General features: G+C 73.5%; 13 protein-coding genes. 5 read left to right on the forward strand and 8 right to left on the reverse strand.

The features are described 5' to 3' along the window. Positions 1-106 precede the first annotated feature (106 nt). Positions 107-1,015, reverse strand: a complete 909-nt coding sequence (locus tag ACIQR3_RS05560; protein ID WP_403534519.1) for an SDR family oxidoreductase — start codon at positions 1,013-1,015, stop codon at positions 107-109. 285 nt (positions 1,016-1,300) lie between these two features. Here ACIQR3_RS05560 and ACIQR3_RS05565 point away from each other — a divergent pair, with 285 nt between their 5' ends. The 3 genes from ACIQR3_RS05565 to ACIQR3_RS05575 all read left to right on the forward strand — a co-directional run bounded on the left by ACIQR3_RS05565 (position 1,301) and on the right by ACIQR3_RS05575 (position 4,208). Beyond that, complete coding sequence (locus ACIQR3_RS05565) at positions 1,301-1,933, forward strand: CBS domain-containing protein (RefSeq protein WP_403534521.1); 633 nt, start codon at positions 1,301-1,303, stop codon at positions 1,931-1,933. 72 nt (positions 1,934-2,005) lie between these two features. Continuing rightward, positions 2,006-2,842 (forward strand): lysozyme, encoded by an 837-nt coding sequence (locus ACIQR3_RS05570; RefSeq protein WP_403534524.1) that lies wholly within the window; start codon positions 2,006-2,008, stop codon positions 2,840-2,842. A 139-nt stretch (positions 2,843-2,981) separates the two neighbouring features. Then, positions 2,982-4,208, forward strand: coding sequence for a cytochrome P450 (locus ACIQR3_RS05575; RefSeq protein ID WP_403534527.1), 1,227 nt, complete (start codon positions 2,982-2,984; stop codon positions 4,206-4,208). A 67-nt stretch (positions 4,209-4,275) separates the two neighbouring features. Here the strand turns inward: ACIQR3_RS05575 and ACIQR3_RS05580 are convergent, their stop codons facing one another. The 6 genes from ACIQR3_RS05580 to ACIQR3_RS05605 all read right to left on the reverse strand — a co-directional run bounded on the left by ACIQR3_RS05580 (position 4,276) and on the right by ACIQR3_RS05605 (position 10,067). Further along, positions 4,276-5,538: a cytochrome P450 gene (locus tag ACIQR3_RS05580; RefSeq protein WP_403534530.1), complete on the reverse strand. Its 1,263-nt coding sequence runs from the start codon at positions 5,536-5,538 to the stop codon at positions 4,276-4,278. Further along, positions 5,535-6,152: an ATP/GTP-binding protein gene (locus ACIQR3_RS05585; protein ID WP_215166318.1), complete on the reverse strand. Its 618-nt coding sequence runs from the start codon at positions 6,150-6,152 to the stop codon at positions 5,535-5,537. Before ACIQR3_RS05585 ends, ACIQR3_RS05580 begins: the two co-directional genes overlap by 4 nt. Beyond that, complete coding sequence (locus ACIQR3_RS05590) at positions 6,133-6,492, reverse strand: DUF742 domain-containing protein (protein WP_403534533.1); 360 nt, start codon at positions 6,490-6,492, stop codon at positions 6,133-6,135. The genes ACIQR3_RS05585 and ACIQR3_RS05590 overlap by 20 nt, the downstream gene beginning before the upstream one ends. After that, entirely contained in the window at positions 6,489-6,908 is a 420-nt protein-coding gene (locus ACIQR3_RS05595; RefSeq protein WP_403535436.1) for a roadblock/LC7 domain-containing protein, read from the reverse strand. Before ACIQR3_RS05595 ends, ACIQR3_RS05590 begins: the two co-directional genes overlap by 4 nt. A gap of 107 nt (positions 6,909-7,015) precedes the next feature. After that, complete coding sequence (locus ACIQR3_RS05600) at positions 7,016-8,752, reverse strand: ATP-binding protein (protein WP_403534536.1); 1,737 nt, start codon at positions 8,750-8,752, stop codon at positions 7,016-7,018. A gap of 409 nt (positions 8,753-9,161) precedes the next feature. After that, the gene (locus tag ACIQR3_RS05605) at positions 9,162-10,067 is read right to left on the reverse strand and encodes a LysR family transcriptional regulator (RefSeq protein ID WP_403534538.1); all 906 of its coding nucleotides are present in this window, start codon (positions 10,065-10,067) and stop codon (positions 9,162-9,164) included. Positions 10,068-10,165: 98 nt separating this feature from the next. Between ACIQR3_RS05605 and ACIQR3_RS05610 the strand changes: the two genes are divergently transcribed. Further along, positions 10,166-10,564 (forward strand): YybH family protein, encoded by a 399-nt coding sequence (locus ACIQR3_RS05610; RefSeq protein WP_403534540.1) that lies wholly within the window; start codon positions 10,166-10,168, stop codon positions 10,562-10,564. A 140-nt stretch (positions 10,565-10,704) separates the two neighbouring features. Further along, a complete protein-coding gene (locus ACIQR3_RS05615; RefSeq protein WP_403534543.1) occupies positions 10,705-11,592 on the forward strand; it encodes an NAD-dependent protein deacetylase in 888 nt (295 codons plus the stop codon). Here ACIQR3_RS05615 and ACIQR3_RS05620 read toward each other — a convergent pair. Beyond that, entirely contained in the window at positions 11,589-14,978 is a 3,390-nt protein-coding gene (locus tag ACIQR3_RS05620; RefSeq protein ID WP_403534545.1) for a pyruvate carboxylase, read from the reverse strand. The genes ACIQR3_RS05615 and ACIQR3_RS05620 overlap by 4 nt on opposite strands. Positions 14,979-15,112 lie beyond the last annotated feature (134 nt).

The raw sequence follows: 15,112 nt of genomic DNA on the forward strand, positions 1-15,112 counted from the left end.
CTTCTCGAACGATGCCCCGCGCCGCGCGCCGGCATCAGGCGGGCCCCGCCGCCGCTACCGCACGCGCCGAGCCGACGGCCGTACGAGGGGCGTCGCGACCCCCGCCTCACTCCTCCGGCTCGCCGAGCCGCCCGAGCGCCCGGGACTCGGCGCGGGCGGCCCGGCCGCCCGCGCCCAGCAGCCCCGTCGGCTCCAACGGCTCCTCGGCGGCCAGGCGGGACAGTTCCCGTCGGGAGACCGCGGTGACGACGGGCGGTATGGCGGCGCGCACCAGCTGGGCCGCGCGCAGCCAGCCGGGTACGTACACGGCCGGCCGGCGCCGTTCGACCGCGTCGGCCAGCCGGCCGGCCACGTGGGCCACCGGGTGGACCTTGCGGGCCGGCGGCGGCAGATGGCCGCGCAGCTCGCGCAGTACCGCGTACCGGCCGGCGTCGCGGATCATGTCGGTGTCGGTCCAGTTGATGTAGGCGATGCCGACGCCCACCCGCCGGTGCGCCACCTCGGCCCGCAGCGACTGGGCGAACGCCTCCACACCGGCCTTGGAGGCGCAGTACGCGCTCATCAGGGGAACCGCCCCGATGGAGGCGAGCGAGGCCACCTGGAGGTAGTAGCCGCGGGTGGTGCACAGGTCCGGCAGGAAGGTCCGCGCGGTCACGGCGCTGCCGACGAGGTTCACCTCGACGACGCGGCGCCAGGTCGCGGGGTCGGACTCGGCGAACGGTCCCGCCTCGGCCACGCCCGCGTTGGCCACCAGCACGGACGGCGCCCCGAGCCGCTCCCGGACCCCGGCGGCGGCCCGGGCCATGGCGGCGTCGTCCGTGACGTCGGCCTCCCAGCACCAGGACTCCCCGGGCAGCGCGTCCCGCACCCGGACCAGCGTCGCCTCCTCACGGCCCAGCAGGGCCAGCCTCATCCCCCGCCGGGACAGCTCGTGGGCCAGGGCCTCGCCGACGCCCCGCGCCGCACCGGTCACGACGGCCGTCCTGCCGTCGAGCGGGCTCACTTTCACCGGCATGCGACCACTCCTCGTTGCGCGGCGGGCTCACCGGGTACCTCGTCCGGGCCCCGGTAGACACTCGGTCGAGGCCGGGCAGACTGGTCGGCCCGGACTGGTCGGCCCGGAACAGGTGAGACCGGCTGCATCCCGGCGGACGCGTGAGCGACCACGCGGACGCCGCGCCGCGGCCGGGTGGCCCTTCCGCGTGACACCGGGGCACCCCTGGGCCCCGCCGTCCGTTCTCACCTGCGGAAGGTCGGATGCCGGCCGCAGGGGGCCGGCAGCGGAGAGGAAGATCCTTACATGAACCACCTCAGGGTGCGCGATCTGATGAGCGACGCCGTCGTCCGCGTCCAGCGCGGCACGCCGTTCAAGGAGATCGCCCACCTGCTGCAGGAGTACGACATCACCGCCGTGCCCGTCGTGGACGCGGACGACCGTCCCGTGGGGGTGGTGTCGGAGGCGGACCTCCTGCAGAAGATCTGGGGCGGGGACACCGCGCCGCCCGGCGGCGCCAAGGCGTCGGCCACGGACGCGGCGGGGCTGATGACCTCGCCGGCGGTCTGCGCCCGGGAGGAGTGGAGCGTCGTGGACGCCGCCCGGGTGATGGCCCGTCACGGCATCAAGCGGCTGCTGGTGGTCGGCGCGGACGAGCGGCTGATCGGGGTGGTCAGCCGCAGCGACCTGCTGCGGGTCTTCCTGCGCAAGGACCGGGAGATCCGCACCGAGATCATCGAGGAGGCCCTGGTCCAGACGCTCGGACTGGCACCCTCGGCCCTCCAGGTGGACGTGACACACGGACATGTCGTGCTCACCGGCCGGCTCCCGGAACACGTGCCGGTCTCCGCGCTGGAGGAGCTGTGCGGGCGCGTGGACGGGGTGGTGGCCGTGGAGTTCAGGTCGGCGGGCGACGTGGACGCCGAAGTGACGCGCTGACACCCGCCGGCCGCCGCCGGGGCCAGCCGTCCGGACGCGCGCGGGATGCGGGCGGGTGGCCCGGACGGTCGGATGGGAGGCGTGCGCAGACCCATAGCCGTGGCGGACGGCCGTTTCCGCCTGCTCGCGTCGGGCAGCCTGCTCGCCGCCCTGTCGATCCTGTTCCCTCCGGCCGCCGCCCCGTCGGCGGCCGACGACACCCCGGTCCGCGGCTCCGCCTACATGGGCATCGGCGTCCTGGCCCACGACGGCGTGGACGGGAGCCCCGCCGGCACCCGCGCCGTCCAGACGGAGGGCGTGGACGTCTCCAGCCACCAGGGAGACGTCGCCTGGCAGAGCCTGTGGGACAGCGGGGTCAAGTGGGCCTACGTGAAGGCCACCGAGGGCACGTCCTACATCAACCCCAAGTACAGCCAGCAGTACAACGGTTCGTACGACGTCGGCATGGTCCGCGGTGCCTACCACTTCGGGACGCCGGACACCTCCGGCGGCGGCGCGCAGGCTGACTGGTTCGTCGACCACGGCGGGGCCTGGTCGGCGGACGGCCGGACGCTGCCGGGTGTGCTGGACATCGAGTGGAACCCGTACGGTTCCGCCTGCTACGGCAAGACGCCGGCGCAGATGGTGTCCTGGATCCGTGACTTCGTCGACCGGTACCGGGCCCGGACCGGACGGCACGCGGTGATCTACACCTCCACCAGCTGGTGGAAGCAGTGCACCGGCGACGCCGACGGGTTCGGCGCCGCCAACCCGCTGTGGATCGCCCGGTACGCCGCGACTCCCGGCGCCCTGCCGGCCGGCTGGTCCCGGTACACGATGTGGCAGTACACCTCGACCGGTCCGATCGTCGGCGACCACGACCGGTTCGACGGGACCCTGGACCAACTGGCCGCCCTGGCCAGGGGCTGAGCGGGCGGGGCCGGCGCGGAGCGGCTCTTTTCGGCCAACGAGCGCCCGGGACCGAACAGCTGTCCAAGACCCCCTGTCGTGCCCGGGAGATGATCAATAGCCTTGGGGCGTACGCCCGTTACCGCCCCCAGGGAGCCCCATGTCCACGGCTCAGCAGGTCCCCGACATCCTCTCGCCCGAGTTCGCGGCGGACCCCTACCCCGCCTACCGCGTGATGCGGGAGAGCGCGCCGCTCATCTGGCACGAGGCGACGCAGAGCTACATCGTCTCCCGCTACGAGGACGTCGAGCGCGTCTTCAAGGACAAGGCCGGCCAGTTCACCACCGACAACTACGACTGGCAGCTCGAACCGGTGCACGGCAAGACCATCCTCCAGCTCAGCGGCCGGGAACACGCCGTACGCCGGGCGCTGGTCGCGCCGGCGTTCCGCGGCGCCGACCTCCAGGAGAAGTTCCTGCCCGTCATCGAGCGCAACTCCCGCGAGCTGATCGACGCCTTCCGGCACACCGGCTCCGCCGACCTGGTCAGCGACTACGCCACCCGTTTCCCCGTCAACGTGATAGCCGACATGCTCGGTCTCGACAAGGCCGACCACGACCGGTTCCACCGCTGGTACACGGCCGTCATCGCCTTCCTCGGCAACCTGTCCGGCGACCCGGAGGTCACCGCGGCCGGGGAGCGGACCCGGGCCGAGTTCGCCGAGTACATGCTGCCGATCATCCGGGAGCGGCGCGACCGCCTCGGGGACGACCTGCTCTCCACGCTGTGCGCCGCCGAGGTCGACGGCGTGAAGATGAGCGACGAGGACATCAAGGCGTTCTGCAGCCTGCTGCTCGCCGCCGGCGGCGAGACCACCGACAAGGCGATCGCCAGCATCTTCGTCAACCTGCTGCTCAACCCCGAGCAGCTCGCGGCCGTCCGCGAGGACCGCTCCCTGATCGCGCGCGCCTTCGCCGAGACGCTGCGGTTCACCCCGCCGGTCCAGATGATCATGCGGCAGTCGGCGGCCGAGGTGGAGCTGACCGGCGGAACCGTCCCCGCGGGTGCCACCGTGACCTGCCTGATCGGCGCGGCCAACCGGGACGGCGACCGTTACCGGGACCCGGACCGCTTCGACATCTTCCGCGACGACCTGACCACGACCACCGCGTTCTCCGCCGCCGCCGACCACCTCGCCTTCGCGCTGGGCCGGCACTTCTGCGTCGGCGCCCTGCTGGCCAAGGCCGAGGTCGAGATCGGGGTGAACCAGCTCCTGGACGCCATGCCCGACGCACGGCTCGCCGAGGGCTACGACCCGGTGGAACAGGGCGTGTTCACCCGGGGCCCGCAGTCGGTCCCGGTGCGCTTCACCCCTGCCGCGGCCTGAGCGGGGCACGGGGGTACGGGGGAACGCGACGCACGGGGGCACGGGGCCCCGCGAGGGGCCCCGCCGGTCACTGCACGACCGGCGTGAACCGCACCGGGAGCGCCGTGAGGCCCCGCATCCAGATCGAGTCCCGCCAGGTCAGCTCCTCCGGCTCGACCGCCAGCACCAGGTCCGGCAGCCGCTCCAGCAGCGTCTCCACCGCCGTACGCGCCATCACGTCCGCGAGCAGCGGCGCCGGGTAGGGGCAGCGGTGCTCGCCGTTGCTGAACGACAGGTGCGCGGAGTTCTCGGCGCCGACGTGCGACTCCGGCCAGATCTGCGGGTCGGTGTTGGCCGCGGCGATGCCCAGCACCACGCAGTCACCGGCCCGGATCAGCCGTCCGCCGAGCTGGGTGTCGCGCACCGCCCAGCGGCCGATGAAGTTCTGCGTCGGCGTGTCCAGCCACAGCACCTCGTTGAGCGCCTCGCCGACGCTGAGCCGGCCGCCGGAGACGTTGATGGCGAACCGCTCGTCGGTGAGCAGCAGCCTGAGGGTGTTGCAGATCCAGTTGGCCGTCGGCTGCTGGGCCGCGGCGATGATGGAGATCAGGTCCTGCACGATCTCCTCGTCGGTCAGCCCGGCCGGGTGCAGCAGCATCCGCGAGGTGATGTCCGGGCCGGGCCGCTCCCGCTTCTCCTTCACCAGCTGCGCGATCCGCTCGCCCACGCGCGCGTACGCGGCCACCGGGTCGTCGCCCTCGGCCGCGTCCAGGGAGATCCGCAGATCGTCCACGAGCCGCTCGGTGTCGGTGCCCGAGTGCGGCATGCCGCACATCTGGACCACGGCGATCATCGGCAGGGCGTGCGCGTAGATGCTCATCAGCTCGGCCTCGCCGCTGCCCGCGAAGGCGGCGATGAGCCCGTCGGCGATCTCCCGGCACTGCCGGGCCAGTTCGAACTGGTCGACGCCCTCCAGCGCCTCGGTGATCACCCCGGCCCGCCGCTGGTGCTCCTCGCCCTCGGTGAACAGCACCGACGGCTGGTACCCGACGAACGGCATCAGGGGCCAGTCCGGGGGGATGTTGGGCCACTGGTTCCAGCGGCGGCAGTCCCGCGCGAACAGCTCGTCGTGGTTGGTCACGTAGCTCAGCTCGGAGTAGCCGAGGACCAGCCAGGCGGGGATGTCCCCGTCCAGCAGCACCGGTGCCACCGCGCCGTGCTCCCGGCGCAGTGACCGGTACAGCTGTGACGGCGTCTGCTGGTACTCCAGCCCGGCCAGGCGCAGCGCGCCGTCGCCGCCGTGGGCGGGGCAGCCCGGGGGCGGCCCGTCGGGCGTGGGGTTCTCGGTCACGGTGTCGTCTCCCGGGCCATGGCGAGGTCGTACAGGTGGTCCACGAGGGTGATCAGCACGTCCTTCCCGGAGCGTCTGACCCGCGCGTCGCACTCGATCAGCGGCACGTGCTGCGGCAGGGCGAGCGCCTGGCGGATCTCCTCCAGAGAGTGGCCGGCGGAGTCGTCGTCGAACCGGTTGACGGCCACCACGAACGGCGTGCCGTGGTGTTCCAGCCGGTCGATGGCGTACCAGGAGTCGTTCATGCGGCGGGTGTCGACCAGGACGACCGCGCCGAGGGTGCCGGAGAACAGCCGGTCCCACAGGAACCAGAAGCGCTCCTGTCCGGGCGCGCCGAACAAGTAGAGCACCATGCGCTCGTTGAGGCTGATCCGGCCGAAGTCGAACGCCACCGTGGTGGTGGTCTTGCCGGCCACGCCGCTGGTCTCGTCGACCCCGACGCCGGCCTGGGTCATCACCTCCTCGGTGTTGAGGGGGCGGATCTCGCTGACCGAGCGGACCAGGGTGGTCTTGCCCACCCCGAACCCGCCCACGATGACTATCTTCAGGCCGGTCTCGGCGGCGTCGGCCAAGGGCGTACGGCCGACGGGCAGTTCAGAGGTTGCGGAGCCCATGGAGCACCTCCTTGAGAAGGGCGGAGTCGGGGAGCGAGGCGACGGACTCGGCCGCGCGCGGGTGCCGGGCGGTGATCCGGCCCATGGCGAGGAGGTCGCCGAGCAGGATGCGTACCACCGTGATCGGCAGCCTCAGTTCCGCGGCGATCTCGACCACGGCGGTCGGGTGCCGGCACATCTCCAGGATGCGGACGTGTTCCGACTGCATCCCGGCCGACGGTTCGCTCTCGCTGACCACCAGGGTGACCAGGTCGAAGGCGTCGTCGGCGCGGCTGCGTCCGCCGGTGACCGTGTAGAGCCGGTCGGGGTCGCCGGTGTCCACGGGCTTGCGGGGCGTCATGAGGCGGCACCCCCTGGGAGGGGCTGGCGGGGCTCGGCCCGCAGGTGTTCGCCGATCTGCTCGACCAGTTCGGTCATCTGGTGGCCGACCACGCCGGGGTCGGCGTTCTCCTCGGCGACGACCGCGAGGTGGGCGCCCTCCCCGGCCTCGACGATGAAGAGCAGGCCGCCGTGGAACTCGGTCATGGAGTGGCGCACTCCCCCGGTTCCGTCGCCGAACTCCACGGAGGCGCCCTGGGCGAGCGCCTGGATGCCGGAACAGATCGCCGCGAGCTGGTCCGCCCGGTCCAGGGTGAGGTGGTCGGACCAGCACAGCTTCAGCCCGTCCCGGGACAGGACGAGGGCGTGCCGGGTTCCGGGGGTGCGCTCCAGAAGGTTCTGCAGAAGCCAGGTGAGGCTGTTGTCGGTGGTCTGCATGGTGGTGATGGGACGGTGGGTGCCCGGCTGACCGGTCACCGGCCCGTTCCTCCAATCTCAGGTACTCAAGCGGGGGGGTAAAGGGAGCCGAGGCCTGGAGGCGGGCGCTACGGGGCGGCCGGTGGCTCGGGCCGGCCGTCGGGTCCGGCGGCCTCCCGGCCGGACCGGCGGGCGCGGTGGAAGGCGCCGAAGCGGGACCCGGCGTCGCGTACGGCGGGTCGCTCCCGGTCCGGTGCGCCGTCCTCGGCGCTGTCGCCGCCGCGGCGCTGCTCCCGCTCGCGTTCGGCCTCCGCCATGGTGCGGCCGGGGGTGCGGACGGGCAGCCCGTTCGGCGTGTTGTCGGGCGCGTCCGCCGGTCCGGGAAGGCCGGCGCGGGGTGCGGCGGGCTCGGCGGGGGCGGGACGCGGTGCCGGGGGCTCGACGGGGGCCGGGGCCGGGGCCGGGGCCGCGGGGGCCGGCGCGGCGGGGCGGCCCTGGGCTCCGACGGGGGCGGGTTCCCGCTGCTGGGCGAGGAGCTGGCGGGGCAGCAGGACGACGACGCCGGTGCCGCCCCGGGAGGAGGGCCGGTAGTTGACGCTGATGCCGTACTTGACGGCCAGCCGCCCCACGACCGCGAGGCCGAGCCGGGTGCCCTGGAGGGAGGCGAGGTCGGTCATGCGGCCGGCCACCGACTCCTCGGCCCGGCGCATGGCCGCGGCGGCCATCTTCAGGCCGCTGTCCTCGATGGTGACGACGATGCCGGCGCTGCGCTCCTCGACGTAGACGTTGACCTCGTCGATCGGCGGCGAGAAGTTGGCGGCGTTGTCCATCAGTTCGGCGAGCAGGTGCATCACGCCCTCGGCCGCGAACCCGGTGACGGCGGCGGTGGTGGAGCAGTGCAGGCGCACCCGCTGGTAGGCGGCGATCCGGCCGACCGCGCCGCGCAGGATGGACTCCATCACGATCGGCTTGTTCCAGGCGCGGCTGGAACGGCCGCCCATGAGCAGGGCCAGCCGGTCGGTCATCAGGCCGAGCTGCGAGGTGCTGTGGTCCAGCTTCAGCAGGTCGCCGAAGACCTCCTCGCCGTGCCGCTCCTGCATCTCGCGGAGGTCGGCGAGCATGCTGACCGCCTTGGCCTGGACCCGGCTGAGCGCCTTCGCGGAGGCGGCCTGGGCGGCGGCGGCGCGGCGCTCGCTGTGGGCGAGTTCGCGGACGAACGATTCAGCGGGTACCCGGACCGCCGGGGTGCGCGGCCAGTCGAGCTCGCCGAGCACGGTGTCGGCGGACTGTCCCTCGCGCAGCCTGGCCACCGCGGCGGGCAGCAACTCGTCGGTCAGCCGTTCCAGTTCGGCGGTCATGCGGCCCGACTCGTCGGCTGCCTGGCGCCGTTCGGCGTCGTAGGCGACGGCGAGCCGTACGGCCTCCTCCACCTCGGCGACGAAGGTGTGCGCGAGCTGGCGCAGCTGCGGATCGGACGGGTGGGTCACCTGGGCCAGGGCGTCCTGCGCGGTCGTCCCGTCCCGCAGCCGCTTGGCGACGGCGGGGAGGGTGACGCTGACCAGGTGCGCGGACTCGGCGGCGATCTGCGCCAACTGCGCCCTGGCCTGGGTGACGTCGTCGTTCTGGCGCAGGCCGGCCCGGCGGGCGCGCCGGATCGACAGCGTGCCGACCACGACCGTGACGGCGAGGCAGAGCCAGGCGCCGAGCATCGCGGCCAGCGGCCAGTCGCCGGCTCCGGCCGGTGCCGCGGCGACGGCCGCGCCGGCGGCCGCCGCGCTCACCACCAGGACGGCCGCGGGCACGACCGGAACGGCTCGGGGGGCCTTCGCCGACCGGCGCTGGCTGGATGGTGCAGGCACTGACATTCCGCGGTCCCTCGGGATGGAGAGCAGGAGAAACGGTCGACCGACACACACGGCGGTCACGGGTCAGGAAGCGGCCTCCAAGAGGACGGCGATCTTCCGGACCAGGTACGGGCACATGGTAGTCAACCCGTCGCGTTCCGAGATCTGACTATCCACGCACTCCGCCCAGCATTCGATTTCGGCCCGAAGGTGCGGTCGACTGATCTTGCCGTGGTAGTGAACGGGACACTCGGATCCCTTGTGCTGTCTGGCTGTTCAGCGGCACGGGCGGGAGAGCCGACGGCGGCCGGGCACGAGGATGACCGTTTTTTCAGAACACCAGAACGGCGAACGCATGAGCACTTTCCGGCCAACTCATGGCGCTTCCGCTGCCCGATCACCCCAAGACCTCCACATCACAACCGCACATTCATACGATTGAGTCCTGGCCGGACCCCGGCCCGGCGAAAGCGCGTCGGCTGTGCGCCAGCATCTCCCGCACCGCGGGATGGGGCGCTTTCTTCCAGACCAGGGCGAGCAGCGCCGGGGTGTCGAGGCCGTCCACGGCGCGGGCGGTCAGCCGGGCACGGTGGCCCTCGGCCATCGATGCGCTGAGCACGGCGACGCCCAGCCCCCGGGCGGCGAGGTCGGCGATGGCGTCGGCGGCACCCGCCTCCAGCACGATCGAGGGCTCGGCGCGGTGTGCGGCGCAGGCCCGGTCGAACGCGGTGCGCAGGCCCGTGCCGGGCGGCATGGTGACGATCGGATGGGCGACCAGGGCGTCCAGCGTGATCCGGCCCGGGTCCGCGAGGGGGTGTCCGGCCGGGACCGCCGCGACGAGCCGCTCGCTGAGGATCGTCATGGCCTCCAGGCCGTCCGGGGTCGCGGTCGCGGTGCCGACGAGCGCCAGGTCGAGGGTGCCGTCGCGCACCCCCTCGACCAGCCGGTCGGAGTTGTCCTCCAGGAGCGAGATCTCCACTGCCGGGTGGGCCCGGTGGAACGCGGCGAGCGCGTCGAACAGCGGGGTGAGGGTGCAGCCGATGACCATGCCGACGGTCAGCCGGCCCCGGACCACACCGGTCACCTCTCCCACCGCGCGGCCGACCGCCCCGGCCGCGGCGAGTGCGGCGCGGGCGTGCTCCAGCGCCGCCTTCCCCGCGACGGTGAGGGTGGCGGTGCGCGCGGACCGGTCGAACAGCTCGGCGCCGAGCTCCCGTTCCAGCCGGCGGATCTGGGCGCTGACACCGGACTGGCTGATGTGCACGCGCTCGGCGGCCCGGGTGAAGTTCCGCTCCTCGGCGACGGCGACGAAGTACTCCAACTGCCTCAGTTCCATGAGTGCTGATTCTAGTTTCGAGAAGAACCATCTGTTGGACTTCTGATCGGCGGCTCGGACAGGCTGGACAGCACGGAGTTCGAGGTCAGGAGGAAGTCGTGGCGGAGTACGAGTACAAATACGCGTACGAGACGTACGAGAAGGCCGAGCGGCCCGAGGACATCACCCGGCTGTTCGTCGCGCGGTCCAACGCCGGTGACGCCGTCGGGGTCGCCGCGCTCTACGAGGAGGACGCGGTGCTGGCCTACCCGCCCGGTGAGGTGACCGTGGGCCGGGAGGCGATCCGCGCGCTGTGGGAGAAGGTGCTGTCCGGCCGTCCCCGCTTCGAGCCGGAGCCGCCGCTGCCGACCCTGGTCGGCGTCGACGGTGACATCGCCCTCACCGCCACGCCGCCGAAGGACGGGACCGGTGCCCGCGCGCAGGTCGTCCGGCGGCAGCCCGACGGGAGCTGGCTGCGGCTGCTGGACCAGCCGGAGTTCGCCCCGCCCGCCCGCTGACCCGGTCGCCGGCCCGGCCGCTCGTCCGGCCGCTCGTCCGGTCGCCGGCCGCGACCGGGCGGCCGCGTCCGCGCCGAGGTCCGGGCCGGAGTCGTTGCGCACGGCGTCACGCGTCCGCGCCGGTTCCGTACCCTTGCGGCATGCGCATGCGCCCCACCCTGAGCTGGACCCCCACCGAGGACCTGCCGCCGGGCACCACCGACCCGGAGCCGGTCGCCGAGGCGCTGGGGGCCGGCGGCGTGCTGGTGCTCAGCGGGGCGGGGATCTCCACGGAGTCGGGCATCCCCGACTACCGGGGCGAGGGCGGGAGCCTGAGCCGGCACACCCCGATGACGTACCAGGACTTCACCGGCGACGCTCAAGCCCGGCGCCGGTACTGGGCCCGCAGTCACCTGGGCTGGCGCACCTTCGGCCGGGCCCGCCCCAACGCGGGGCACCGGGCCGTGGCCGCGTTCGGGCGGCGGGGCCTGCTGTCGGGCGTGATCACCCAGAACGTCGACGGACTGCACCAGGCCGCCGGCAGCGAGGGGGTCGTGGAGCTCCACGGCAGCCTGGACCGGGTCGTCTGCCTGTCCTGCGGCGACCTCGGCCCGCGCCGGGAACTCGCCCGGCGGCTGGCGGCGGCCAACCCGGACTTCGCGCCGGTGGCCGCGCACATCAACCCCGACGGGGACGCCGACCTCACCGACGACCAGGTCGGGGACTTCCGCGTGGTGCCGTGCGCGGTCTGCGGCGGCGTCCTCAAGCCCGACGTGGTGTTCTTCGGGGAGGCGGTGCCGCCGCGGCGGGTCGAGCACTGCCGTGCGCTGGTCCGCTCGGCGGCCTCCCTGCTGGTGCTGGGCTCCTCCCTGACGGTGATGTCCGGACTGCGGTTCGTCCGGCAGGCGGCCGAGGCCGGCACGCCGGTGCTGATCGTCAACCTGGACCCGACCCGGGGCGACCGGCACGCCGTCACCCGGGTCGCGCTCCCGCTGGGCGAGACCCTCACCGCCGTGGCGGCCCGGCTCGGTGTACCCGTCGACGCCTAGCGGCGGGGCTCCGGCCCCAGCTGGACCAGCAGATCCCCGCCCTCGACCTGCTGGACGCGGTTGACGGCCAGCCTGGTCACCGTGCCCGCCCGGGGAGCGGTGATCGCCGCTTCCATCTTCATCGCCTCGATGGTGGCCACCGTGGTCCCGGCCGCCACCTGGTCGCCCTCGGCGACCGCGAGGGTCACCACACCCGCGAACGGCGCCGCGACCTGCCCGGGGTCGCCCCGGTCGGCCTTCTCGGTCGCCGGGACGTCGGAGGCCGCCGCCCGGTCCCGGACCTGGATCGGCCGCAGCTGCCCGTTGAGACCGGCCATCACGGTCCGCATGCCCCGCTCGTCGGCCTCGCCGATCGCCTGGAGTTCGATGAGCAGCCGTACGCCGGGTTCGAGGTCGACGGTGTACTCCGTGCCCGGCCGCAGCCCGTAGAAGAAGTCCTTGCTGTCCAGGACGCCGGTGTCGCCGTACGTCTGCCGGTGGGTCTCGAACTCGCGGGACGGGCCGGGGAACAGCAGCCGGTTGAGGGTGGTGCGCCGGTTCCCGGCCAGGCCGGCGCGGTCCTCGGCGGACAGTTCCGTGACCGGTACGGCCTCGGCTCGGCCCCGCAGCGCCTTGGAGCGGAACGGCTCGGGCCAGCCGCCGGGCGGGGTGCCCAGCTCGCCGCGGAGGAAGCCGATGACGGAGTCGGGGATGTCGTACCGGTCCGGGTCCGCCTCGAACCGTGCCGGGTCGACCCCGGAGCCCACCAGGTGCAGGGCCAGGTCGCCGACCACCTTGGACGACGGGGTGACCTTGACCAGGCGGCCGAGCATCCGGTCGGCGGCGGCGTACATCGCCTCGATGTCCTCGAAGCGGTCGCCGAGGCCGAGGGCGATGGCCTGGGTGCGCAGGTTGGAGAGCTGGCCGCCGGGGATCTCGTGGTGGTAGACGCGGCCGGTCGGCGCGGCCAGGCCCGCCTCGAAGGGGGCGTAGACCTTGCGGACGCTCTCCCAGTACGGCTCCAGGTCGCCGACGGCCCTCAGGTCCAGGCCGGTGGGCCGCTCGGAGTGGTCGGTGGCGGCGACGATCGCGGACAGGGACGGCTGCGAGGTGGTGCCCGCCATGGACGCCACGGCGCCGTCGACCGCGTCCGCCCCGGCCCGTACGGCGGCCAGGTAGGTGGCGAGCTGGCCGCCCGCCGTGTCGTGGGTGTGCAGGTGCACCGGCAGGTCGAACTCCCGGCGCAGGGCCGACACCAGCGTCTCGGCCGCGGGGGCGCGCAGCAGGCCCGCCATGTCCTTGACGGCCAGGACGTGGGCCCCGGCGGCGACGATCTTCTCGGCCAGGCGGAGGTAGTAGTCGAGGGCGTAGAGCTTCTCGGACGGGTCGCAGAGGTCGGCGGTGTAGCAGAGGGCGACCTCGGCGACGGCCGTGCCGGTGGCGCGTACGGCCTCGATGGCCGGGCGCATCCGGTCGACGTCGTTGAGCGCGTCGAAGACGCGGAAGATGTCGATGCCGGTGGCCGCCGCCTCCTCGACGAACGCGTCGGTCACCTCGGTCGGGTACGGGGTGTAGCCCACGGTGTTGCGGCCGCGCAGCAGCATCTGGAGGCAGATGTTGGGCACCGCCTCGCGCAGCGCGGCCAGCCGCTCCCAGGGGTCCTCGGCGAGGAAGCGCAGGGCCACGTCGTAGGTGGCGCCGCCCCAGCACTCCAGGGAGAGCAGTCCGGGCAGGGTGCGGGCCACCACCGGGGCGACGGCGAGCATGTCCTTGGTGCGGACCCGGGTGGCCAGCAGGGACTGGTGGGCGTCGCGGAAGGTGGTGTCGGTGACGCCGAGGACGGGTGACTCGCGCAGCCGGCGGGCGAAGCCCTCGGGGCCCAGTGCGGTGAGCGACTGGCGGGAGCCGGCGGGAGGTCCGCCCGCGGGCAGCGGCGGGAGCTTGGTCAGCGGGTCGGTCAGGGCGGGGCGTTCGCCGTGCGGTTTGTTGACCGTCACGTCGGCGAGGTAGGTGAGCAATTTGGTGCCGCGGTCGGCGGAGTGCCGGGACGTCAGCAGGTGGGGGCGCCGCTCGATGAAGGAGGTGGTGACGCGGCCGGCCCGGAAGTCGAGGTCGTCCAGGACCGCTTGCAGGAACGGGATGTTGGTGGCCACGCCGCGGATGCGGAACTCGGCCACCGCACGCCGGGCCCGGCTCACCGCGGTGGCGAAGTCCCGCCCCCGGCAGGTGAGTTTGACCAGCATCGAGTCGAAGTGCGCGCTGATCTCCGTACCGGCGTGGGTGGTGCCGCCGTCCAGGCGGATGCCGGAGCCGCCGGGTGAGCGGTAGGCGCTGATGCGGCCGGTGTCCGGGCGGAAGCCGTTGGCGGGGTCCTCGGTGGTGATCCGGCACTGGAGGGCCGCGCCGCGCAGGGTCACCGTGTCCTGGGAGAGCCCGAGGCCGGCCAGGGTCTCGCCGGCGGCGATGCGCAGCTGGGCCTGGACCAGGTCGACGTCGGTGACCTCCTCGGTGACCGTGTGCTCGACCTGGATGCGGGGGTTCATCTCGATGAAGACGTGGTTGCCGTCGCGGTCGAGGAGGAACTCCACGGTGCCGGCGTTGCGGTAGCCGATCCGCCGGGCGAAGCGCACCGCGTCGGCGCAGATCCGCTCGCGCAGGGCCGGGTCGAGGTTCGGTGCGGGGGCGAGTTCGATGACCTTCTGGTGGCGGCGCTGGACCGAGCAGTCGCGTTCGTAGAGGTGGATGACGTCGCCGTGGCCGTCGGCGAGGATCTGCACCTCGATGTGGCGGGGTTCGACCACCGCCTTCTCCAGGAAGACGGTGGCGTCGCCGAACGCGGACGCCGCCTCCCGGGACGCCGCCTCGATGGCCTCCCGCAGGTGCGCGGGGTCCTCGACGCGGCGCATGCCGCGCCCGCCGCCGCCCGCGACCGCCTTGACGAACACGGGGAAACCGACCTCGTCGGCGGCGCGGACCAGTTCCTCCACGTCGGTGGAGGGCGCTGAGGAGCCCAGTACGGGTACGCCGGCCTCCCGGGCGGCGGCCACGGCGCGGGCCTTGTTGCCGGTCAGTTCCAGGATGCCGGCGCTCGGGCCGACGAAGGTGATGCCGGCCTCCTCGCAGGCCCGGGCCAGGCCGGGGTTCTCGGACAGGAACCCGTAGCCGGGGTAGACGGCGTCGGCGCCCGCGTCGCGTGCCGCCCGCACGATCTCCTCGATGGAGAGGTAGGCCCGCACCGGGTGGCCCGGCTCACCGATCTCGTAGGCCTCGTCGGCCTTCAGCCGGTGCAGGGAGCCCCGGTCCTCGTGCGGGAAGACGGCGACCGTCCGCGCGCCCAGTTCGTAGCCCGCGCGGAACGCGCGGATGGCGATCTCACCGCGGTTGGCGACCAGCACCTTGCGGAACATCAGCGATCCCTTCAGCCGGCCCGTGACGAGACCATGGTGGCGGCGGCACCCCGGTTACGCCATGTGAGGCAGCCCACTCGCCGGGCGGGTGAGGGCCGGGAACGCGCCGCCTGTGACGGGCCGTCGGGGGAAGG

The sequence above is a fragment of the Streptomyces sp. NPDC090994 genome (genome assembly GCF_044768905.1).
Taxonomy (GTDB): Bacteria; Actinomycetota; Actinomycetes; order Streptomycetales; family Streptomycetaceae; genus Streptomyces.